Below are 21,103 nucleotides of genomic sequence, written 5' to 3'. Positions count from 1 at the left end.
GCGTGGACACGTCCGAACTGGCCGGACTCCGCACCATGTACGTCTTCGGCCCTGCTGAGGGTTCCGCATGGGGCCTGACCTACGAGGGGATCGAGGCCAAGCTGCGCGAGCGGAAGACGGACACGTTCGTCCGTGTCGATGAGGGGGACGAAGGCCCCGTGCGCGGGTCCGTCATGCACTTCGGCATCACGCTCGGCGAGGAGGAACTGGAGGGCATCACCAAGCGGTCCCCGGAAGGTATCGCCATCGAGGACTGCACGGCCCATGCCGCAGCGGAGTTCGCTAAGTGGCTGTGGGACAGCGTCGTCCCGGGAGGCAGCAGCATCACCGTCAATACGGAGTGGGGCCTTGAAGCCGACCTGCCCGACGCGATTGTTCCCGACGTCCCCCGCCCCCGCCTCGTGGCCACCTTCTTCGCTCACCTCGAAGCCACCGGCGGGCTGGACTGACAGTGAGCATGTCTCTGGGGATCATGGCGACGTGAGCGACATGCGAAAGGCTTGGGCATCATGACAGAGAAGCGCTCCCGCGCCTCGGGCGAAGAGGCTGGTCGCGATGCCGGCTCAGTTGGTGCTCCGGTCGTCCTGGGTAACGAGCCCGGCTCGTTCGCCCGGGGTGTGCTGGCCAAGCGCCACCCTGCCCTCATCCGGCAGGTGCGAGACGCCTCCCCGTACGGCCGCCGGCAGCACGAGGCCCTCGATGCCCTGCTGGACGAGATCACCAACGGTGTGATCGAGCCGCTCGGCCCCGCGGAACACGAGCACGCGCGCTGGGCGGACTGGGGGCAGGAGCACTTCGGGCGCTCGTGGTACGACGCTCCGTTCCTGTGGGCGGAGAGCTACTTCTATCGCAGGCTCCTTGGCGCAGTCGGGTACTTCGGAACCGGCTCATGGCAGGGAGTTGATCCGTTTGCGCCGTTCAAGCAGGCCGAACTGCGCGGCAAGGCGGTGGAGGAGGAGCTGCGGGCCTTGGACCCTCTCGCCGATGCTCCGGCCGAGGAACGGGCTACGGCCCTGCTGCACGCCTCGCTCTGGGGCAACCGAGCCGACCTCGGCTTCCGGGTCTCGGCGGGGGAGTCGGCAGTGGGTGACGCCGCAGTCTCGGCGCTGGTCGCCGATGACAGCGCCACGCTGTGGCAGCTCCTGCCCGCTGGCACCTCGGCCACCGTAGCCGTGGTGGCCGACAACGCGGGACGTGAGCTGATTTCCGACCTCGTCCTCATCGATCACCTCCTCGAACACGGGCACGCCGAGCAGGTCGTGCTTCACGTCAAGCCCTACCCGTACTACGTCTCCGACGGGATGACCGCGGACGTGGTCGACTGCCTCCGTCGCCTCACCGAGGCACCCGGCGAAGCAGGCCGGATCGGCGACCGACTCTGGAAAGCCATGGCCGCGGGAAGCCTGGAGGTCCGCACCCACCCGTTCTTCTGCGCTCCGCTGCGGTACGAGGAGATGCCTGAGGACCTGGGGAAGGAGTTCTCGGGTACCGCGCTCACGATCCTGAAGGGTGATCTCAACTACCGCCGCCTGGTGGGCGACCGACTGTGGAACCCGACCGTGCCCTTCGCCGAGCGCACGGCCTACTTCCCCGGGGCTGTTGCGGCGCTCCGGACCCTGAAATCCGACGTCATCGTCGGCCTGGAGCTGGGAATGCTGGACGCCCTCGAACGGGCCGGGGCTGCCTGGCGTACGAGCGGCACTCACGCGCTGATCCAAGTGCGACCGTAGATCTGCGCGGGGAGAACGCCTGTACATGGCTCCGATGCCTGGAGCGGCCGGCAGCTCAGCCCGACCACCCCACGGTGGCATCTCGCTGCGGGGCGGAGTGACGTCAGACCCGCAACAGGACGATCGCCCTCAGGTTCTGGTTGCGCAGCGGAGCGAACGCCATGATCTGCACGCGGACCTCCTCACCCCGGTGGTAGGGCAGCCGGAACCGGCGCACGTCGCCGTCGGGGTGCACCAGGGCCTTGTTTTCGGCCCACAGCTCCCGGGCGTCCTTGTTGCCCGCGAGGATGTCGTCACGCAGACGAAGCAGCTCCTCGGAGCCGGGGTGCATGGCAATGGCGTAGCGGATCTGGGCGAGGAAAGGGGCAGCCCAGTCGCTCCGCCAGTTGACGAGCTGCTCGCGTGCCTCCGGGAAGAGGAACGCGAAGCGCATCAGGTTCGGCTCGTACGGGAGCCACGGGAACCAGTCCTCTTGTGGCTGGTTGTGAGCGAGGATGTCCCACTGCAGGTTCGAGAGGTATGCGGGATGAGGTAGGAGTGCGTCCAGGACCGCCTGCATATTCGCATCTGCGCACGGTTCTGGGAGTGGTTTGGTCGGCGGAGGTGTGCGACCGAGGGACAGTTGGAAGAGGATCACTCGTTCGGCCTCGTCGAGCCGCAACGTCATGGCCAGCCTCTGGAGGAAGTCCTCGGAGACTGGGCGCGGCCTGTTGCCCTCCAGCTGCCGGTACCAGGACTCGGCGACTCCCGTGAGGTGGGCGACCTCCGCCTGAGTCAGTCCTGGTTTGAGCCGCCTTCGCGAGCCGTCCACACCGGGAATGCGCCTGTGATCCAAGCGCTCGCGCCAATGCCTTAAGAGCTGCCCAAGATCATCTGAAATGGGGCTTTCTGAATTGTGGACTCGGTCACCCACGTACTGCTCCTTCACTCCCCTTTGGGTGCGTGAAATGAGTCATTATGTCCAATGATCGATGCAATTATGGCGCGTGTGGGGGGTCACAACCCTGATGTGCTCGATGGGTGGCGGGCCCCGCAGCTGCCGCTAGCGCCACTCGGAGTGGCGGAAGTGCCTGTGCAGGATGGCTACTGCAAACGCAGCATGAGTGAGGGGTTACCGGCCATGTGGTGGCGTACAGCCCAACCTGGTTCAGCGCACAGCGCGTCCGAGAGATCCGGCAACAGCGCGGCGCGAGTCCGTCCCGGCCTTCGGCAGCGGTACGGCAGTGGCCGTGTCGGAGGCCGAGACCTGGAGCAGAGGGTCCGCCGGCTCCTGCGGTCGCTCGATGTCCGGCCGCCCCTGAGCGTGCCCGACCTGTGCCAGGCGCTCGGGCGGAGCCGCGGGCGGCACATCGAGTTGCGGCCGTACCCGCTGCCGACCCCCGGGCCGTTGGGGCTCTGGTTCGAGACCCCCGCCGCCGACCTGATCATCTTCCAACGCGAGACGACCTCGCTTCACCAGGACCACATCGTGCTGCACGAGGTCGGGCACATGCTGGCCGACCACCGTGGACCCGCCGTCGCGGCGGACCAGTGGCAGGCCCTGTTGCCCGGCCTCAGGACAGGGGCGATCAAGCGCGCGCTCCAGCGGTGCACCTACGACACGGAGGAGGAGCGGGAGGCCGAGCTGGTCGCGACGATCGTCGGCGAGTGGGCCTCAGTGCTCGACCACGTGACGCCGGCGGAGTGCAACGACGATCTCTCGGCGCGGCGGGTGCAGGCGGCTCTCGGCGATCGTCAGGGGTGGCTGTAGATGACCCTCGTCTTTCTCCTCGGCTTGGTCGCCGCGGTCGCGTGGAAGCTGTACCAGCTGACTAAGGCACCCCAGGACAAGCCCCTGCGGTCCGTCACCCTGTGCCTCGTGTGTGCGGCGCTCTCGTACCCGCTGGCCATGCCGGGTGGGGCCTCGGGCTTTGACACGGTCGCCGGCCACGGGGCGGCGAAGCTGGCGCAGAACGTGCTGCTGCTGGCCACCGTGTACTTCCTGATGTGCTTCTACCTGTACTCCGCCGCGGACGAGCGAGTCGGGAAGCGTCGGGCCCGTCGCGAGGGTGTCCTCGTCCTCCTGGTGGCCGCGACCATCATCGGTGCGGCCGTGACGGTTCCCCACGAGGTCTTCGTGGGGAGCTTCGCGACCACCGACATGAACATCCCGCAGGCAGCCGTGTTCTACCTGGTCGCCGGCCTTTACCTCATGTACGCGCTGGCGACGGCGGCCCGTTGGACCCGCCGCTACGCCCGCTTGTCCGCCAAGCCCCACTCCACCGGGCTCTGGGTGGCGGGAGCAGGCATGTCCGCTATGGCGGTCGCCTGCGCGGTCCGTGCGGTCATCGTCGCGATCCGGTGGGGCGGCGGGTCGGTGTCCAGCGCGCTGATGTCGGCGGTGGCACTGCTGTTGGTGGTGTCGATCCTGCTCTTCGTCTTCGGCATCACGTATCCCGGTGTGCGTACACGGTTCTCAAGCTGCCGCCTGTGGTTCCGGCATCGCCGCGCGCACCGCCGGCTCGAACCACTGTGGACGCTGATGGCCGACGCCTTCCCGCAGTTCGTGCTTCCGACCGACTCGCTGTCCTGGCGCGCCCGATGGCGAGCTCGCGGGGTCCATCGCCGTTACCACCGACGTCTCGTCGAATGTCGGGACGGGCTGGTGCAGATCGGCCCGCATCTGCCGGCCACCGGGTTCGACGACGGGGCCGAGCAACTCGCGCGACGACTTCGCGATGCCGTCCACGCCCACAAGCACGCGTCCGCCGGGCCCACCCCGGCAAGGCCACTGGCCATCCCACCGCAACGAAGCCGCGAGGCCGACGTGCAAGAGCTCCTCGCCATGTCCGACGCCCTGCGCCTGAGCAGCTGACCCCCACCAGTACGAGCGAAAGAGATACGAGCATGCTGATCACCGCAGACCGCGTCCTGGCTGGCCCCGAGGCCCGCGCCATCGCCGACGGCGCCGTCCTCGTCCGTGAGGGAACCATCACCTGTGTGGGCCCGCGCGAGGAAGTGCAGCGTCATGCCCGGCCCGACGAGGCGCGCCTGTCGTTCCCCGGCGCGACCGTGCTTCCGGGACTGATCGACGCCCATGTCCACCTGTGCTTCGATGCCGGCCAGGATCCCGTCGCCACGCTCCAGAACCAGGATGACGAGGCCCTGTTCGGTGACATGAAGGCGCACGCGGAACAGTTGCTGAGCATCGGTGTCACGACAGCCCGCGACTTGGGCGACCGGAACGGCCTCGCGTTGCGCCTGGGCGAGCAGATCGCCGCGGGGACGGTCGCCGGCCCGCACATCGTCTCGGCGGCCACGCCCGTCACGCCGCCTGGAGGACACTGCTGGTTCCTCGGGGGTGAGGTGTCCGGCATCGACGAGATCCGCAGCCTGGTGAAGAGCAACATCGCCGCCGGCGCCAAGGTCATCAAGGTCATGGAGACCGGTGGTGGCCTCACCAAGGGCGGCGCCAAGAGCTGGGAGTCTCAGTTCTCCCCGGACGAGCTGGCGGCCCTCGTCGACGAGGCTCACCAGGCCGGACTCCCGGTCGCCGCGCACGCCCACGGCACCGACGGTATCGTCGCCGCGGTCGAGGCCGGAGTGGACACCATCGAGCACTGCACCTGGATGACGCCCACCGGATTCGAGGTCCGCGAGGACGTGCTCGCCCAGATCGTCGAGAAGGGCATCCACATCTGCCCCGCGGTCAGCCCGCACTGGCGGATGCTGCCCCAGATCTTCGGCGCCGAGCGGGCCGAGGCGATGTTCGACGCCGTGCGCCGCATGGCCGAGGCCGGCGCTCGCCTGATCGCGGGCACGGATGCCGGTGTGCAGCGGTCCGGCTTCGACGGGCTGCCCTCCAGCCTCGCCTTCTACGAGCACCTCGGTGTGCCCGCCCACCGCATCCTCGCCATGGCCACCTCGGAGGCGGCCCGCGCCCTGGGCCTGGCCGACGTGACCGGTCAACTCACCCCGGGATTCAGCGGAGACCTCCTCGTTGTGGAGGGCGACCCGCTCACCGACCTGGGTGCCCTGAAGGCGGTCAAGACCGTGATCGCGGCAGGCAGGCGCTACGAGCCCGCCGTGAGCGCGTAACAGAAACGCGGAGTCAACGCCCGGGGTCGCCGTCGGTCCCGGGCTTCTCTCTGCTCGCAAGCTCCTCGACGACCTGGTTGACGAAGGCCAGGACGTCGTCCGACAGTCCCTCCGGACCCAGCCCTCGGGCCTCGACCCGTCTGACGGCGCCCGTACGGGCAGCCGCGAGCAGCCGCAGCCCTTCGGCGACCTGCCTGGCCACCGTGTCGTCAGGCTGGAAGTACAACGGGGAGACGGCGAACAGCTCGGCCAGTCCCTCTGCGACGATCGGCGGGAGATCCGACTCGGCGCCGGTTCTGAGCGCGAGCACGCCATCCTCCGAGACGACCTGCCCGCCGGCGTGATCGTTGACCGCCAGGGCGATCTCGGCGTCCGACGGTGCGACCTGTGCTCCCGGATACGAGTGCTCCAGGAGATAGGTGATCTTCTCGGCCACGGAGCGCGGCACGCGCGTGGCGTCGGCAGGGGCGGGGACCTCGTTGCCGAAAGACCGCTCCTGCGCGGCCAGCAGCTCCTCCACGGTCACTCCGTACGCGTCGGCCAGGGGGCGGTGGAACTTCTCGCTCAGCCGTCGCTTGCCCCGCTCGGCGTTCGCGACGGGACCGGAACTCTTCGTCCCGATCAGGCCCTTGGTCTGGTACTGGCTGTAGCCGGCGTCGCAACGCAGATCGGCGAGGTCTGGCAGCTCGTCGGTGCCGCGCGGGAAGAGCTCGTCCAACGGCAGCCCGAAGAACTTCGCCAGAGCCGGCAGCTTCTCCCCGTCCGGAGCCGAGGTTCCCAGCTCCCAGCTGGCCACTGTGGAGCCGCCGACACCGACCGCTTCGGCGACCTCGCTCTGGGTGATGTCGCGGGAGCGCCGCAGTGTCCGGACCCGGTCGCGGTCGAAGTGGCGGGCGGGCATCTCGCGACTCCCCCTCAGGTTGGTTGTCGAAATTGATGAAACTTCGGTGTGTTGATCCGATGCTTAAACCGATGTAGGTTCAGTTTGGCAAACCAACGGGTCCAACCTACACCTTGAGGTGCCTTCGTGCCCGTGTCGGCTGAAGGGCGATGCGTGAGGTCGCTCGGGGCCTCCGACTTCGGTCAGAGGTCGACGAGTGGGGGCGTGGCTGAAGCCGTGACCTGCGTGGACCCGGCAGCAGGTGTCGAGTTGGCGTCGAAGTGGATCAACGCCAGCTATCCGCTGGAGTGTCGAAAGGGGCAGGCATATGTTGCTGGTCCCTCGGCGGAAAAGCCGACACCAGGCTCAACGCAGGGGAGAGAAGTAGGAGTTATCCCGAGCGCCACAGACGCGCTTCCTTCAGGGGAAATGAAACCGGCGCCCAGAAGTTAGCCGCTTCCGGACGCCGAGCCCGCCACCCGAAGGGGGCGGATCCATAACCGGAGCGGGTCGGCTGACCTTTTCGACGAGAACGGCCGTCCCACTCCACCTACGAGTGAGGAATTCTCGCATGCCCGAGTCCCGGAACGGTAGGGCGCACCCTGCCCGGTCCGCCCAAGCCCCCGACCCTGCCACCAGCGACCGCCGGCGTCGCCTTGCCACGCTCCTCGCGGACATCGTGCCCGGCGCTCGCACCATCCGAGTCTCGCAGCGTGAACCCGGCCGGACCTGGCCCAGCCCCCACGCCCGTGCCTACGACGTGCGGGGGAGCGTTGTCGCCCTCAATCGGACCCAGGGCCTGACGGCCGCCCGCTGGGTCATGCGTACCCACCCCGAGGCGAACTGGAGCGAGGCGTACGACCTCGACCTCGCCACCGGTGTCCTGCGCCCCGCCGCCGGGGCGTACGCGATCGCCGACGGGAGGCGCTGACCATGGCGAGGATCCGAACCTTCAAGCCCGAAACCTTCACCTCCGAGTCCCTGGCCCAGGTGAGCGTCTACGCCGAGCGGACCTTCTTCGGTCTGATCAGCCGGGCTGACGACCACGGTCGCGTCCGCGACCAGCCCGCAGCCCTGTGTGGAGAACTCTGGGCGGTCCGGGGCGGGCGCACTCCGGTCGACGTCGAGGACGACCTGATCCAGCTCGCAGCCGCCGATCTGGTCTGCCGTTACGAGGACGGCGAGGGCAAGCGGTACCTGCACATCGTCACCTGGTACCGCCACCAGAAGATCAACCGTGCGAGCCGCAGCCGCCTCCCCGAGTGCCCGAAGCACGGCGCCGGGAGGACGACGGCGGATGCGTCGCAGGCTCACGGAGACGCCCCGAAGCCCTCACTGAAGGCTCACGGAGGATTCACGGAGGCCGCACGCCCTTCACTCGCATCCGCTGAAGAGCACGAAACCGCAGGTCGCGAGCCATTCACTGAGTCCTCAGTGAACACTCACGGAGTGCGCAGTGAACCCGCGGTGAGTCCTCACGCCCTGGATCTTGGACCTAGGAACCTGGATCTAGGAACTTCTTTCCCTTCGGGGGGCGCAGGCGCCACCGCACCGGAGACCGCCTCTGCTCAGCAGCTCATCGCCGAGTACACCGCCGCCTGCGCACACCGCCCGCCCAGCGGCGTCCTCGGTCACCTCGGCCGTGAGACCGCCAAGCTCCTCGCGGAGGGCATCGATCCCACCCACCTCCGCGCCGGCCTGGCCCTCCACCGCGCCAAGGGCCTGCACCCCAGCACCCTGCCGAGCCTCGTCCACGAGGCCATGAACGCCACCGCCGCCGGTTTGGTCCGGCCGGAATCCCGGCCTAACGTGCCTGCCCATCGGGCCTGGGCCAACCCCGCCGACCCTGCCGCCGCCTACGCCGAGGAGCTGTGATGCGCGACCACGACGCCCAGCCCGTCGGCGGCATCGCCCGCCGCCTGGCCCACCTCCTCACCTCCCGGGGCATCGATCCCAACGCGAAGCTCACGGACCCGGTCGAGCCCTCCCCCGCCCTCCAGGCGGCGCAGGCCCGTATCCCGGCCCGCTACCGAGCCGCCGTCGCAGACCACCCGGCCATCGCCGCCTGGGTCCGCGAGGTCGCCGAAGGCGGACGCCCCGGACCCGAGGGTGCCCCGGGTCTTGCCGAGGGCCGCTCGCTGCTGATCGTCGGCACCACCGGGACCGGCAAGACGTACCAGGCGTACGGAGCGGTCCGCTCGCTCCTGATCGCCGGGGTCCGGCTGCGGTGGAAGGCGATCACGGCCGCGGACCTGTACGCGGAGCTCCGGCCCCGCCCCGGACACGACGGCGAACGCGAGCTGATGGACCTGGCCCGCTGCCCGCTGCTGATCATCGACGACCTCGGCGCGGCGAAGAACAGCGAGTGGACCGAGGAGATCACGATGCGGCTCATCAACCGGCGCTACAACGCGATGCTCCCGACCCTGATCACCACCAACCTCGGCATGACCGACCTGCGGGCCCACATCGGCGACCGCGTCGCCTCCCGGCTCACCGAGATGACCGACCGGGTCATCCTCGACGGCCCCGACCGCAGACGAGCCCTCGCGGCCGAGCGACGCGCCTTCGACGCTGCCCGCGCCTGACTCTGCCCCACGGCGGCCAGCACCGGCCCCGCCTCCTTCCCGCACCAACCCCCTGGTCGCTCCTGCCCGAACGCGCCCTGGGGGATACGGAGACATCCCCATGCACCGCACCAACACCCCGCAGTCCCGCGCCCTCGGCGACCACACCTGGCGCGACCGGGCCGCCTGCAACTCGACGCCCCACCACCGGGTCGACCCCGAACTCTTCTTCCCCGAGCCCGACGAGGTCGACCGCATCCGCGAGGCCAAGGCCCTGTGCGCCCAGTGCCCCGTCCGCAGGGTCTGCCTCGACGCCGCCCTCGAAAACGGCGACGGCGCCGGCATCCGGGGCGGCATGACCGAAGAGGAGCGGGAGCTCCTCCACAAGAAGTTGGAGCACCGCCTCGACTACGGTCGCGTCAACGAAGTCCTGGCCGGACGCGACCTCCACCTCACCAAGGCCGAGCGCCGCGCCGTCGTCCGGGCCGCCTACCAGTCCGAGCTTCCCGCCTCTCGGCTCGCCTGGCTGCTGAAGATCACCGAGGAGCACGCCGAGAAGCTCTACCGGCGAACCCGTCGCGAGATCCGCAACCGGGCCGTCGAGCAGCAGAAGAAGGCCGACAAGACGTCCACGAGCCAGCCCCACGCGCTGAGGGAACCCAAGGCCAAGCTCCCCGTCCGCGAAGACCTCGGGACGGCGGCGTGAGTCACGTCGCGCCGATACCGGCGCGGATCAACGGCTGGGACCGGGCCGCCGTCGTCGCCCTCGGCGGCGCGGGATGCGCCCTCTCGTACGACGCTCTGCAGCAGATGGCCACGGCAATCCACGTCCGAGGACTCCTCACCTTCGTCTTCCCCCTGGTCATCGACGGATTCATCGCCTACGGAGTACGAGCCCTCCTCGTCCTGCGTACGGCCCCGCTTGCCGCACGCTGCTACGTGTGGACGTTGTTCGGCACGGCGACCGCCGCGAGTATCTGGGCCAACGCCCTACACGCTGTACGCCTCAACCAGCAGCAGCATGACGGTGCGGGCCTCCGGCTCGGCGACATCACGGTCGGCGTCCTGTCCACCCTGGCCCCACTCGCCCTGGCCGGAGCCGTCCACCTGTACATCCTCATCGCCCGCCGGGCCACCGAGGCCGGGGTGTCCGGACACGCGGAGAGTTCCGCTGTCCGGACGGAGCGGGTCACCGATGACCGTCCGGACACCTACCCGGTTCGGGGCGAACGAGGACCAGTCCCGGTCACCTCCGGACACCCCGCCGAGTTGCCCCGTCCGGACACCGGGCGCATCACGGTCACCAAGGAGCTGGCCACCTCGGAGTCCCGCGCCCCGGACACCCTGTCCGGCGAGCAGGCGAAGCTGGTCGAGCCGGAGCCCGAGCACGGTGGCCGCGACGCTGACCAGGGCGGACACCCGGCCCCGAGACCCCGTCCGGTCACCCGCCCCGACCTGGCCAAGCGTCCGGGCACCACTTCGGGCGCCGCCGGGGAAGCCGGCGCCACCGGGCGTCCGGACAGCGGTGACCGCAAGCCGGCCACCATGACTGACCAGCAGCTTCTCGTGATCGCCCGCCAGGCGGTCACCGAGGCCGGCGACCTGACCCGGAAGGTCGTCGCGGACGCCATCCGCGGTCACGGACACGGCCTCGGCAATGACCGGCTGACCGTCCTGATGCAGTGCCTCCGCACGGAGTCAGAACAGGCTCCGGACACCCAGACCGGCTGACCGGAAAGCCCGTTCGGCGGGTGCCCCGGTCCGCCCACCGGACCGGGGCACCCGCCGAGCACACGACTCCCTCCCGCCCCGCCCATGCACTGGAGCCCCCACCATGCGCACCACCTCGGCCACCCCGGCCACCCAAGCCGAAGTCGACGCCTGGATCACCGTGCTCAGCAGGTACGGACACCTCCACCATGCCGAACCCGGCCCCGACGGGTCCTGGACCGTCCAGCGCACACCCGCGAGCACACAGCGCACCCTCCACCATCCGGTCCTCGCCCTCGACTTCGTCGCCGAAGTCCTGCGCGACGTACGCCGCGAGGCCTCCGGACTGCCCCGATGACGCCCGCCGATCCGCCCTCCGCCCTCGCTGACCCTGGTGAAAGCCACTGCCCGGCACGAGGCCGAGCAAGCTGTAGCTTCCGAAACTCCTCCGCTGCCACGGGCTGCGGAGGAGTTTCGGAAGCGCATGCCCCCGCCCCCAAGTGGGCGGGGGAGGCCCGGCACCAGGGGGCGCCCGGCTCCGGGGCTGCGACCGAGGGCGGATCGCAGCAGGAGGAAGAAGGAGCCGCGCGTTCCGCGCCGCGTACGCGCCCCCGCCTGCGCCAGAGCGTGCACCGCGACCAAGTCCGCAGCGTCCGCCTGACCCGCGACGAACTCGACATCGTCAAGAACGCCGCCGAAGCCGCTGGCCTGAAGACCGCCGGATTTCTCGCCGACGCCGCAGTCGCGGTCGCCCGGGCCCAAGGCGGTTCCAAGGCATGGCTGCTGGACCAGCGCGGACGCGTCGAGGAACTGATGTCCGCCAGCGCCCAGCTCGCCCGCGCCGGCAACAACCTCAACCAGGTGGCCCGAATCCTGAACTCCGACGGCCGGGCCGAGTACGCCGACGACGCGGTCACTCGCGTCATGCGCGCTGCAGCCCGGGTCGAGGCCGCTGCCGTCGAGATGGCGAGGCGCTGACACCGTGGTGCCGGACGTCTCCACCGGCAGCCGCACGTACGGACTGCTCGCCTACCTCTACGGTCCCGGCCGCCGGGACGAGCACACCGACCCGCACCTCGTCGCCGCATGGATCCCGGAACTCGCACCCGACCCCGGCCGCGACCCGGCGGCCACCCTCAAGCAGCTCACCGACCGGCTCGACCTCCCGGTCCTCGCCCTCCCGAAGGGCCGCCGCCCGGCCCAGCACGTCTGGCACTGCCCCGTCCGGACGGCCCCTGGCGACCGGCACCTTACCGACGCCGAATGGGCCGAGGTCGCCCGCCGCGTCGTCCACGCCACCGGTATCGCCGAGGAAGGCGACGAAAAGGCGTGCCGCTGGATCGCCGTACGCCACGCCGACGACCACATCCACATCGTCGCCACGCTCAAACGCGAAGACGGGCGAAGCCCCCGCCGGCACCAGGACGGCATTCGCGCCCAGGCCGAATGCCGCAAGATCGAAAAGGAGTGGGGCCTGCAGATTCTCAACGAGGGTGACGGCACTGCCGCCCAGCGCCCCACCAGTGCCGAACGCGCCAAGGCGGAGCGCACCGGCCGCACCGAACCGCCCCGGGAAACGCTGCGTGAGCACGTCCGCCAGGCGCTGGCCGGTGCCGCCGACGAGGAAGAGTTCTTCCGCCGCCTCACCGAAGCCGGCCTCCGTCTAGACAAGCGCCTCGCGCCTTCCGGCGACATCCTCGGCTACAAGGTTGCCCTGCCGGGCGACCGCAACCGTGACGGCGATCCCATCTGGTTCCCCGGCTCCCGACTTGCGCCCGACCTCTCCCTTCCCAGGATCCGCCAACGCTTCGCGGCAGGACTACCCGAGGACGAGCCGATGGCCGCTGAGGGACGCTCCGTACGGGTAGCTCGACCCGCCAGCGCTCGCCGCGACGCCACCCAAGTCGCCGAACAGGCCGGCACCGTACTTACCGAGGACGACGACGCTGCAGGCGCCGCCCAGCTCATCGGCATCGGTGAGCTCCTCGATGCCGTCGCTCAGACCGCCCCGGCCTCCACTCGCAAGGAGCTCGCCGAGGCCGCCCGCGCCTTCGAACGTGCCACCCGCTCCCACACCCGCGCTGAGCAGGCCGACAGCCGGGCCCTCCGGGCCGCCGCGCGCGGCATCGTCCAGGCTGGCAACGCCCTCGGCAAAGGAGAGGACGGCGGCACTACGGCCATGCTCCTGTCCACGATGGTCCTTGTCACGATCGCCGCCATCCGCTGGCACTCTGCCCGCGGTCACGCCCAGCAGGCCGCCGCAGCCCGACAAGCCGCGCAGCACCTGCGCGCCGCCTACCAGTCCGCGTCCGCCACGCCGATGAAGGCGATGCGCGAACATGGACGTCGGCTCCCCGCCCCCGTACACGACCGCTACGCCCACACTGTGGAAGTGGCACTGCCAGGACAGGCCGGCCGCGCTCGGCGCGAGCCCGGCTGGGACGCGCTCGCCGCCACCCTCGCCCAAGCCGAGCGAGCAGGGCACGAGGCTGGCACGCTGCTCCAGCAGGCGATCGAATGGCGAGAGCTGGAGACTGCCGACAGCGTCACGGACGTACTCATCTGGCGCTTGCGCCGTATCGGGAAGCTGCCCGCTGCCGCGGACCTGCCCCGCACACAAGCTCAGCCGCGGGCAACCTCACCTCAGACTCCGCCCTCAAAGCCCCAGACAGCCGAGACACCGGCTCGCAATGACACGCTCAGCACCCGCAGGCCGGGCTCACGGTGCTGACCAGCCCCTCAAATAGCTGGACGCTCACGGCCCCAGCTTTCGGCGGCATGTTCAGCCTCGGGATTTCACGAGGCGGGCCGTCCGAAGCGTGATCAAAAACGCGATAAGCGCTCCTGAGCTGCAACGATAGGACTGTCGAAGGTCCAGATCGTGCCGTGGAAAGAAGCACCTCTCCGGTGAAGATGCGACACGAGGTCGCGTGCGTGGAGTGGACGCTCTTGGAGAGGGGGTCGGCGGTGGTGTCGCCGATGACAGGGTAGTCCCGAGTTCGTGTCCGATGACCCGTCCCCACCCGGACGTGCGTCGCTGGGAACGGCGGAGTGCGAAGCTCCGGGGAGAAGCCCAAGGGCACGTCGCCAAGGCCGCGCCATTCGTGGGCGTCCTCGTCGGTGCCGGCATGAATTCCGCGGTTCTCGGCAGGGTGGCCGCCGACGTCCAGCGGCACTGCCGGGCCCGGCTCCTGTGCGACAAGTACAGACTGCCGCTGCCAGCGGCACTGGTCACCGACCGGGACGACGACCCCAGACCAACGTCAGATCCGACTGTCACTCCGTGCCGCTGTCATCGCGCCGAGCCGCGCACCAGTCGCCGCCTTCGGGTCGACCGGCTGAGCCCCGGATCGTCCTGCAGCTCCCAGGGAACCACGGCCGACCACTCTCTACCTCCTCCAGAACATCGGCAGCGCGTCTGAACATTAAGGTGCACATCCAGGGGATCGACTACCGGGCCCGCAGCGCGGAAGAACGCGCTGCGAAGGAGAGCAATGGAGGCTCCACGGCATGAAGTACAAAAACGAAGCCGAGATCATGCGCGCGCTCGGGATCGACACCTGGAGGCACCTCTCCAAGGAGAAAACGGTCAGGTTCGCGGCCATGATGCCTGACATGGACACCGAAGTGGCCATGAAGATCGTCGAACAGTTCCCCGAGTTCAGGAAGTTCGCCACGGACGCCTTCGGCGCCATCGAGAAGGCCCACGAGGCCACTCTCGCGGACGGCAGGCACAGCCTGGATCAGGTCTACCAGGCCCTCCGGGAGAACCGGGAGATCTTCGAGCGGGAACTCCGCAGGGACGACCTGACCTGGGAGCAGAGGAAGCACCTCCTCGAACTCATCCAGGAAACGGCAAGACTTGCTTCTCAGAAGGACACCGAGCACAAGCGCCACGTGGACGGTCTGCTGAAGAAGGCCATGGTCGGTGTCGGTTCCGCGGTCGCTCTGGGGGTGGTCTTCATTGGAGGCCGGTTCCTGGCCCAAGGCAAGGAAGAACCCGATGACTCCGGGGAGTCGTGAGACCCGGCGGGCGGCGCTGGTCCGTGATCTCGGTGACCGTCTCATCGACCGGGCCGCGCTGGGCTATGACCTCCGCTGGGCGCGGGGGCGTTATCGGGTCCTATCCCCGCGTCGGCGTTCAGGCCGACGGCCGCCAGGTCGTCTCCCGGGCCGGTGCGGTCTTGCTCGTCGAAACAATCCGCAAGACCGGTCTTGACCGGGCCATATCCCAGGCTCTGGCTCCGTGGGTGCAAACCGCGGGCCGTCCACGATCCCGGCAAGGCCCTCCTGGACCTCGCTCTGGCGGTCGCACTGGGCGGGGACTGCCTCGCGGATGTCGCCGTGCTGCGGGCCGAGCCGGCCGTGTTCGGGCCGGTCGCCTCCGATCCGACCGTCTCCCGCCTGATCGATACTCTCGCCGCCTCCGGCGAGAAAGCCCTGCGGGCCATCCGGTCCGCACGCTCCGAAGTCCGTCATCATGCCTGGTCGTCGGCCGGCAAGCATGCTCCGAACGCCGACGGCCAGATCGTCGTCGATCTCGACGGTGTCCTCATGGTCGCCCACTCCGACAAGGAGGACGCGGCCGCGACCTGGAAGAAGGTCTACGGCCACCATCCACTGACGGCCTTCGTCGACCACGGCCCCGGTGGAACCGGAGAGCCGGTCGCCGCTCTGCTCAGGCCGGGGAACCGCGGGCTCGAACACGGCCGCCGACCACATCACCACCGCCCAGCTCGCCCTGGCCCAACTGCCCAAGCGCTACCGGCGGGGGCGGCAGACCCTGATCCGCACCGACTCCGCCGGCGGCACCCACGACTTCGTGTCCTGGCTCGCCCAGCGAGGCCGATGGCTGTCCTACTCGGTCGGCATGATGGTCACCGAGACGATCCACGAACACGTGCTGAAGGTCCCCGCCCCGGCCTGGACGGCGGCCGTTGAGACCATTGGTGAGGTCCGTGACGGGGCTTGGGTCGCCGAGCTCACCGGCAACCTGCTGGACGGCTGGCCCAAGGGTATGCGACTGATCGTCCGCAAAGAACGGCCGCATCCCGGGGCCCAGTTGAGGATCACCGACGCGGACGGCATGCGGATCACGTGCTTCGCGACCAACACCGTCGGCCGACCGACCGCCGAACTCGAGCTCCGTCACCGGCTACGGGCCCGGGCGGAGGACCGGATCCGGGCCGGCCGGGCCACCGGCCTGCGCAACCTGCCCCTGCACGACACCGCCCAGAACCGGGTCTGGCTCGAGGTCGTCCAGATCGCGCTCGACCTGCTGGCCTGGATGCCCATGCTCGCCCTGACCGGCAAGGCCCGTCTCTGGGAGCCCCGGCGCCTGCGGCTCCGTCTGTTCACCGCGGCCGGACAACTCGTCACCACTGGGCGCCGGCGGATCCTCCGTCTGGCCCGGCACTGGCCCTGGACCGGCCACATCACCGCCGCACTCGAACGGCTCGCACTCCTGCCGAACCCCGGCTGACCAGCGGATTCCCTCATCCCTACGACAGCCCATCAGCACCCGGAGCAGTGGAACCCGGCGCCACCCCGAGACGACACTCGGGCCCTCGGCCTGCCCACCCACAGCTCACGGCACGAAAATGGGTCACCGACTCCGTCGGTGACCCATCATGAAACTTTGAGGTTAGTGGAGCTGGTTTTGGCGAAGGAGCCCTTGGTGACCTTCCTGGCGTCGGAGCTGCCCCACGAACCACCCCAGGATATTGGCTACTTCCTATTCGGCAAGAACGAAGGCGCGATGAATCGACTGGAAGCCCACGGGTCGTGCTGAGCGCAAACAACCATGAGATTAGTCGGCGTTAGTGCTCCGCCGGGTCTAAAAGGTGCCACAAAGAGTTCACTATTGTTCAGGCGAGCCGTGCATGCCGCTGCCGCCTCACAGCGCCCACGGGCCGCGATCAATCGCAAGATCCATAGTGGCTGTGGGAGTGTTACTGCGCCGATCTTAGGATCTGGATGCTTTACAACCCCCGCCGCCCAAGCCTTAGCATCGTAAACACTCCACAGTTTACTCTTGGTGATGTTGCACCATCCGCAAGCCAAATAGAGGTTATCCTCATCTGTTGCCCCACCCTCTGCAACGGGGATCTTGTGGTCCAGTTCAATACGTAGATGCCTCGCATTTAAGCCTCTTGGGCGAGTGAAATCGACCAAAGTCAAAGGCGTCATCTCCGTTCGTGTTCTACGGAGAAATAGATCTCGGGCATGCGTTGTGAACTGGTACCCGCAGAGATAACATCTTTGATTTGGGGCACTGTTGAACCACACTGCTTGCTTCAGGGTAGTGCTTATCCGCTCGCGCCCTATCCCTCTACGCGCCTCTATTTCGCGCCATGCGAAATCTGCAAGCTGAGTAGCCGCCAGTTCGACTTCGTCCTCGGGTGCATGCTGGGCGAGCATTCGGAGCTGGGAGAAAATCTCTACATAGACATGGCCGATATTGCTTCCAGATTCCACATGCCTGGCCAAGTCGACCATGCCCTCTAGGAACCAACGCCCCACCGTGATGGCGTAGTCGGCCTTTAGGAGCCACTCATTTTTGCCCAAAATTCCCGAGGGGGCGCTGAGGCCTGCCACCTCTCGGAGTCCGCTTTCCGTCCATCGAGTCGGCAGCGTATCCGTGAGCACCTTGTAGAATTGGCTGATCCCGTGAGTGTCCATAATGGTGACTACGGCTTGAACTTCCTAGGCAGCCCACTTGCAGGCACCTTCCGATACTCCTGCCAATTTTGAGCCCAAACCCTTTTTACGGCCAACTGATCTTTCTTGACGTTCTCAAGCTTCCAATCTCGATTGAAGTATGAGGGGCTTACCCGGCCATCCTTGAGCCAGTCGCTAAGGGTCCGCTCGAAATCATCCATATCTGCTAGCGACTCCGACTGTGTGTACAGAAAGTCAAAGTAGTCGGCAGCAAGGATGGTAAGCGATACTTTATTGAAGAGGTTGCTTACGGCTGTACTTCCCCAACCGTTGTATGTATCAACTTCGGTGGCATCGCCAAAATGGTCTCGGACCCGCGAAAAGAACCTAACGAAAATGTCCCGCCATGGACCATCAGGGCGAGACCATTCCTCGAATCTCTCTTCGTCTGTACCCGGACCCACAAGGCCGCACTGTGGAAAGTACTCCATCTTCCAGGCGCGCGCGTAGTCGATCTTTTGGTTGAATGGACGTCCGCCTCGCAGCTCGCGGAAAATCGAAACGAGACCGCGTAGGACCGTCCACTGTAGGAGGTCGGCGCGATCGCCAGCCATTCCTGTCTGAACGAGTCCCCGAAACGGGCTGTCCTCTGAGCGGGTCAAGTATGCAACGGATTGAGAATCTTCCAGCTTGATTCCCGCACGTCGAAGGCGATCTGCAACGGCCGATAGCTCGCTCCGGCTTAGGCTCGTCGACACAATTGTCCCAAGTAGCGCTTTGCCCATCGGGGTCGCCTTTTGGTTAACGACCACGAATTGAAAGACATGTTCGCTCGGGCTGTCATCCATAAGCAGCGACACTGGAAGTCTACGAGATTGACTTTCGATCAGCTCCTTCTCGGCTAGTTCAGGGGTGGATCCGCCCTTCACCGCGTCGATGATCTTTTGCTTCCCGTCACTCTTCTTAATACTTTGACGGGCAGACTCGACAGCTCCTATCAATCTATGCTGCCCATCCACAAGAACGACAGGCTTCAAGTAGGCAAGAAGTGCGGACTTCGTGAAGCCTTGAATTTCCTCGGCGTCCTCGGTTCCCCGCTGTTCCAGTACCCGGATACGGGCGCGCAGCTCGGTATAGAAATCAACCAGATGTGTTTCCTCTGCGAGCATCACAGACGCAGTGGCTTCAGCGTCATCTATGGTCGACTCATCTAGGCCTAGCGTTTCGTCGATGTCTGAGTCTGAATCATCCTCACGATCATCATTTTCGCTGTCTTCTGGTGATGTGGCGACGCTCTCCAACCGCATGATGGAAGCCACGCGCGCCTCGTCTACTACGTCATCCCCAAGACCGCTTACGCGTGATTCAAGATGCGACACGATTCGCTTCAGCATTGTCATCATCGACAGCGACGAGTGGTCCTCGTAAGTAATGCTGAGACGACCGAAGGGTGAGTCGGGTGAACTCGGGTAGAATTGAACTCTCTGATTGTCCTGAAGGGCGCCAAGCAGCGGGTTTTGAACCACATTATTGCGATCGCCGAAGAACTTAATCAGTTCGGCGATACGTCGGGGATCTTGTTGCCGCTGAAAGCCTGCCGTCTCTTCATTTGCCAGCTTCCGGCGCTCCGGAACACCGGCCCACTGTTCAATTTCTACCGCGGAAGCCGCAAAAAGAACTAGAGGCTTACTCTCTGGAGTCTGATGGATGAGAAAAGCATCGTATTCCCTGGTGATATCTCTCATGCATCCTCGCAGCTGTAGGACTCTGATAACTGACAGTTGCCCCACCATACCCAACACAGGGCGCTGCCGTGGCAATTGGGGATGTGTAAGCCACTCACCGGGCGGGGTTGGGGAGCATGGGCAAGCGACTTTGACGGCTTGATGACCAGCGGTGGACCAAGCTGCCCACACCTCTCGCAGCCGGTCGCGATGATGCTGCTCGGGTCGCCTTCCTCGTCAAGAAGGACGAGGAGTCGTAGGGATCGTCCGCTGGCTCATGGACGTGCTCGCCCCGGCAGCGACCTCGTGTGTCCCACACGGTCGCTCACCCCGACGTTCGAGGCGGCCAGCTGACTGACATACGGAAGACGCCAGCGGCCCTTCGACCTGCCTGGCGGGCGAAGCCCGGGGCCGAACAGTCCTGACATGGTGCAGCTGTACCTCGGTGCACGAGCAATCACACGCGCCGAGGGGGCCGCCCGGTTGGGGCAGCTCCCTCGGCGTGCGAGGCGCGTCATTGGGTCAGACGTCAGCAAGGTGGTTGGCGAGGGACAGAGCGTTGATGGCCACGGACAGCGCGGCGTGTAGGCCCATGGTCTCCAGCAGCGTGGGGTGGACGACCGGGGCCCAGTCCCCGTGAAGATTCGGCCAGGTGGCGAGGGTGACATCCATCGAGGCCAGGCCGAGACGCGCGGTGACGTCCATCCCGCCGGCAGAGGTGTGTGTCCAGTGGAGTAGTACGGAGCCCGGGCGTAGAGGGGTGCGGTCTTGGGTGGACACCCAGGTTGTGGGAGTCGGCTCGGTGGCGTGCCGGGGCACGGCGCGGACGAGAGCACCACGCATGCCTGCGGGCATAGGGCGCTGGGTCAGATCGCTGAGAGCCAAGGATGAGCGCTGGGAGTGATTCGCGCCTGCCGCAAGGTGTGTGCGCCACCGGCGGTTCACACGTTGCCCCAGTCGAGCTGAGCACGGACCTCAGGCGGCAGGACGCCCTCTTGGCCGTCTTCGGCGAGGTAGACGGCGCCGTTCGAGCCGGTGATCTGAACGACGCTACCGATGCGGTGGGCGTGGGGCCAGTCCGGGTTGATGGCGAAGTACGCGGGGAGATCGGGGTTCACCTCCTGGAGCTGGTGGATCAGCTGGCGAACGGTGACGTCGTGGGACAAGAGAGACTCCTGAAGTGGTGAAGGGACGGTCGGCGTAGGTCAGGAGCAGGGCCAGGAGCGGTGCGGGAAGGCGATGAGTGCCGCGAGGAAACCCGCTACAGCCTGCGCCGGAACGTTCGATCCGAAGGCCTGGCGCCACGCCACCTTGCCGTCGACCTCCTTGACCTGGATGTGCCACAGCTCGCCGCGCGCCGCCTCGTCGGTCTCGGGGAGGAACCCGACGTACACACGCTGGTCAGGGCTGGAGCAGTGGACGTTGGCGTGCGGGTCGGAGATGACGTCCCACCCCTGGCCCCTGAGGAGCTCGACGACCGGGCTCGCGCAGTGGCAGTCGAGCAGCCACTCGCGGTCGTCGAGCACGGAGCGAGGAGGCGCGGCGGAGGCGTGGGAAGGTGCGGTGGCAGTAAGCATCATGAGTAGCAAACCCTTCGTTGACCTGCGGTTTTTCGAAGTGGTCGTACGTTGACATGGTCGAGGACTAGGTCTCCAGTCCTTCTCGGGAGTGGGCGTCTGCCGTGGGCGAACTGGCCGGGGACTGAGCCGTCGAATGAACGCTTGGGGGGAATGGACCGGTCGCCCCGGGAGCTGT

At 67.3% G+C, this 21,103-nt stretch carries 21 protein-coding genes and 2 pseudogenes; 15 read left to right on the top strand and 8 right to left on the bottom strand.

The features are described 5' to 3' along the window. Window positions 1-2 precede the first annotated feature (2 nt). Window positions 3-449: a hypothetical protein gene (locus OG361_RS07155; protein ID WP_405852492.1), complete on the top strand. Its 447-nt coding sequence runs from the start codon at window positions 3-5 to the stop codon at window positions 447-449. Between the two features lie 60 nt (window positions 450-509). After that, complete coding sequence (locus OG361_RS07150) at window positions 510-1,730, top strand: damage-control phosphatase ARMT1 family protein (RefSeq protein WP_405852491.1); 1,221 nt, start codon at window positions 510-512, stop codon at window positions 1,728-1,730. Window positions 1,731-1,833: 103 nt separating this feature from the next. Here the strand turns inward: OG361_RS07150 and OG361_RS07145 are convergent, their stop codons facing one another. Further along, entirely contained in the window at window positions 1,834-2,289 is a 456-nt protein-coding gene (locus OG361_RS07145; RefSeq protein WP_405862125.1) for a hypothetical protein, read from the bottom strand. Between the two features lie 90 nt (window positions 2,290-2,379). Then, window positions 2,380-2,643 (bottom strand): annotated as a pseudogene (locus OG361_RS07140) (helix-turn-helix domain-containing protein); the annotation flags it as partial. Between the two features lie 390 nt (window positions 2,644-3,033). On the opposite strand from OG361_RS07140, the gene OG361_RS07135 reads away from it, so the two are divergent. From OG361_RS07135 to OG361_RS07125, 3 genes are read left to right on the top strand one after another with little or no spacing between them, the layout of a single operon-like run. Then, entirely contained in the window at window positions 3,034-3,480 is a 447-nt protein-coding gene (locus OG361_RS07135) for a hypothetical protein (protein ID WP_383169930.1), read from the top strand. Then, window positions 3,481-4,584: an MAB_1171c family putative transporter gene (locus tag OG361_RS07130; RefSeq protein ID WP_405852490.1), complete on the top strand. Its 1,104-nt coding sequence runs from the start codon at window positions 3,481-3,483 to the stop codon at window positions 4,582-4,584. Between the two features lie 32 nt (window positions 4,585-4,616). Further along, window positions 4,617-5,807 (top strand): amidohydrolase family protein, encoded by a 1,191-nt coding sequence (locus tag OG361_RS07125; RefSeq protein ID WP_405852489.1) that lies wholly within the window; start codon window positions 4,617-4,619, stop codon window positions 5,805-5,807. Between the two features lie 13 nt (window positions 5,808-5,820). Here OG361_RS07125 and OG361_RS07120 read toward each other — a convergent pair whose 3' ends face one another. Continuing rightward, a complete protein-coding gene (locus OG361_RS07120) occupies window positions 5,821-6,708 on the bottom strand; it encodes a helix-turn-helix domain-containing protein (protein WP_405852488.1) in 888 nt (295 codons plus the stop codon). Window positions 6,709-7,258: 550 nt separating this feature from the next. On the opposite strand from OG361_RS07120, the gene OG361_RS07115 reads away from it, so the two are divergent. From OG361_RS07115 to OG361_RS07070, 10 genes and pseudogenes are all read left to right on the top strand, one after another. Next, window positions 7,259-7,618 carry a hypothetical protein gene (locus OG361_RS07115; RefSeq protein ID WP_405852487.1) on the top strand — a complete coding sequence of 120 codons (360 nt, stop codon included), beginning with the start codon at window positions 7,259-7,261 and terminating at the stop codon, window positions 7,616-7,618. 2 nt (window positions 7,619-7,620) lie between these two features. After that, window positions 7,621-8,562: a hypothetical protein gene (locus tag OG361_RS07110; RefSeq protein ID WP_405852485.1), complete on the top strand. Its 942-nt coding sequence runs from the start codon at window positions 7,621-7,623 to the stop codon at window positions 8,560-8,562. Further along, entirely contained in the window at window positions 8,562-9,275 is a 714-nt protein-coding gene (locus tag OG361_RS07105; RefSeq protein WP_405852484.1) for an ATP-binding protein, read from the top strand. The genes OG361_RS07110 and OG361_RS07105 overlap by 1 nt, the downstream gene beginning before the upstream one ends. A gap of 100 nt (window positions 9,276-9,375) precedes the next feature. Then, window positions 9,376-9,960 (top strand): WhiB family transcriptional regulator, encoded by a 585-nt coding sequence (locus OG361_RS07100; RefSeq protein WP_405852483.1) that lies wholly within the window; start codon window positions 9,376-9,378, stop codon window positions 9,958-9,960. Then, the gene (locus OG361_RS07095; protein WP_405852482.1) at window positions 9,957-10,985 is read left to right on the top strand and encodes a DUF2637 domain-containing protein; all 1,029 of its coding nucleotides are present in this window, start codon (window positions 9,957-9,959) and stop codon (window positions 10,983-10,985) included. The genes OG361_RS07100 and OG361_RS07095 overlap by 4 nt, the downstream gene beginning before the upstream one ends. Window positions 10,986-11,088: 103 nt before the next feature. Further along, window positions 11,089-11,322 (top strand): hypothetical protein, encoded by a 234-nt coding sequence (locus OG361_RS07090; protein ID WP_405852481.1) that lies wholly within the window; start codon window positions 11,089-11,091, stop codon window positions 11,320-11,322. Window positions 11,323-11,591: 269 nt separating this feature from the next. Further along, the gene (locus tag OG361_RS07085; RefSeq protein WP_405852479.1) at window positions 11,592-11,942 is read left to right on the top strand and encodes a plasmid mobilization protein; all 351 of its coding nucleotides are present in this window, start codon (window positions 11,592-11,594) and stop codon (window positions 11,940-11,942) included. Window positions 11,943-11,946: 4 nt separating this feature from the next. Continuing rightward, window positions 11,947-13,695, top strand: coding sequence for a relaxase/mobilization nuclease domain-containing protein (locus OG361_RS07080; RefSeq protein WP_405852478.1), 1,749 nt, complete (start codon window positions 11,947-11,949; stop codon window positions 13,693-13,695). 779 nt (window positions 13,696-14,474) lie between these two features. Next, window positions 14,475-14,987, top strand: a complete 513-nt coding sequence (locus OG361_RS07075; RefSeq protein WP_405852476.1) for a hypothetical protein — start codon at window positions 14,475-14,477, stop codon at window positions 14,985-14,987. A gap of 65 nt (window positions 14,988-15,052) precedes the next feature. Then, window positions 15,053-16,446: pseudogene (locus OG361_RS07070) on the top strand (IS1380 family transposase). A 245-nt stretch (window positions 16,447-16,691) separates the two neighbouring features. On the opposite strand, the gene OG361_RS07065 reads toward OG361_RS07070, so the two are convergent. The 5 genes from OG361_RS07065 to OG361_RS07045 form a co-directional block, all read right to left on the bottom strand. Continuing rightward, on the bottom strand, window positions 16,692-17,153 hold the full coding sequence (locus OG361_RS07065) for an HNH endonuclease signature motif containing protein (RefSeq protein WP_383169967.1): 462 nt from the start codon (window positions 17,151-17,153) through the stop codon (window positions 16,692-16,694). Window positions 17,154-17,653: 500 nt separating this feature from the next. Beyond that, entirely contained in the window at window positions 17,654-19,369 is a 1,716-nt protein-coding gene (locus tag OG361_RS07060) for a hypothetical protein (protein ID WP_405852475.1), read from the bottom strand. A gap of 501 nt (window positions 19,370-19,870) precedes the next feature. Then, window positions 19,871-20,053 (bottom strand): hypothetical protein, encoded by a 183-nt coding sequence (locus OG361_RS07055; RefSeq protein WP_383169905.1) that lies wholly within the window; start codon window positions 20,051-20,053, stop codon window positions 19,871-19,873. Window positions 20,054-20,289: 236 nt separating this feature from the next. Beyond that, window positions 20,290-20,514 carry a hypothetical protein gene (locus tag OG361_RS07050; protein WP_383169903.1) on the bottom strand — a complete coding sequence of 75 codons (225 nt, stop codon included), beginning with the start codon at window positions 20,512-20,514 and terminating at the stop codon, window positions 20,290-20,292. A 39-nt stretch (window positions 20,515-20,553) separates the two neighbouring features. After that, window positions 20,554-20,874 (bottom strand): DUF317 domain-containing protein, encoded by a 321-nt coding sequence (locus OG361_RS07045; RefSeq protein WP_405852474.1) that lies wholly within the window; start codon window positions 20,872-20,874, stop codon window positions 20,554-20,556. Window positions 20,875-21,103: the final 229 nt, after the last annotated feature.

It is taken from the genome of Streptomyces sp. NBC_00090, assembly GCF_045160815.1.
Taxonomy (GTDB): domain Bacteria; phylum Actinomycetota; class Actinomycetes; order Streptomycetales; family Streptomycetaceae; genus Streptomyces.
This window is presented reverse-complemented; position numbering and strand designations above follow the sequence as displayed.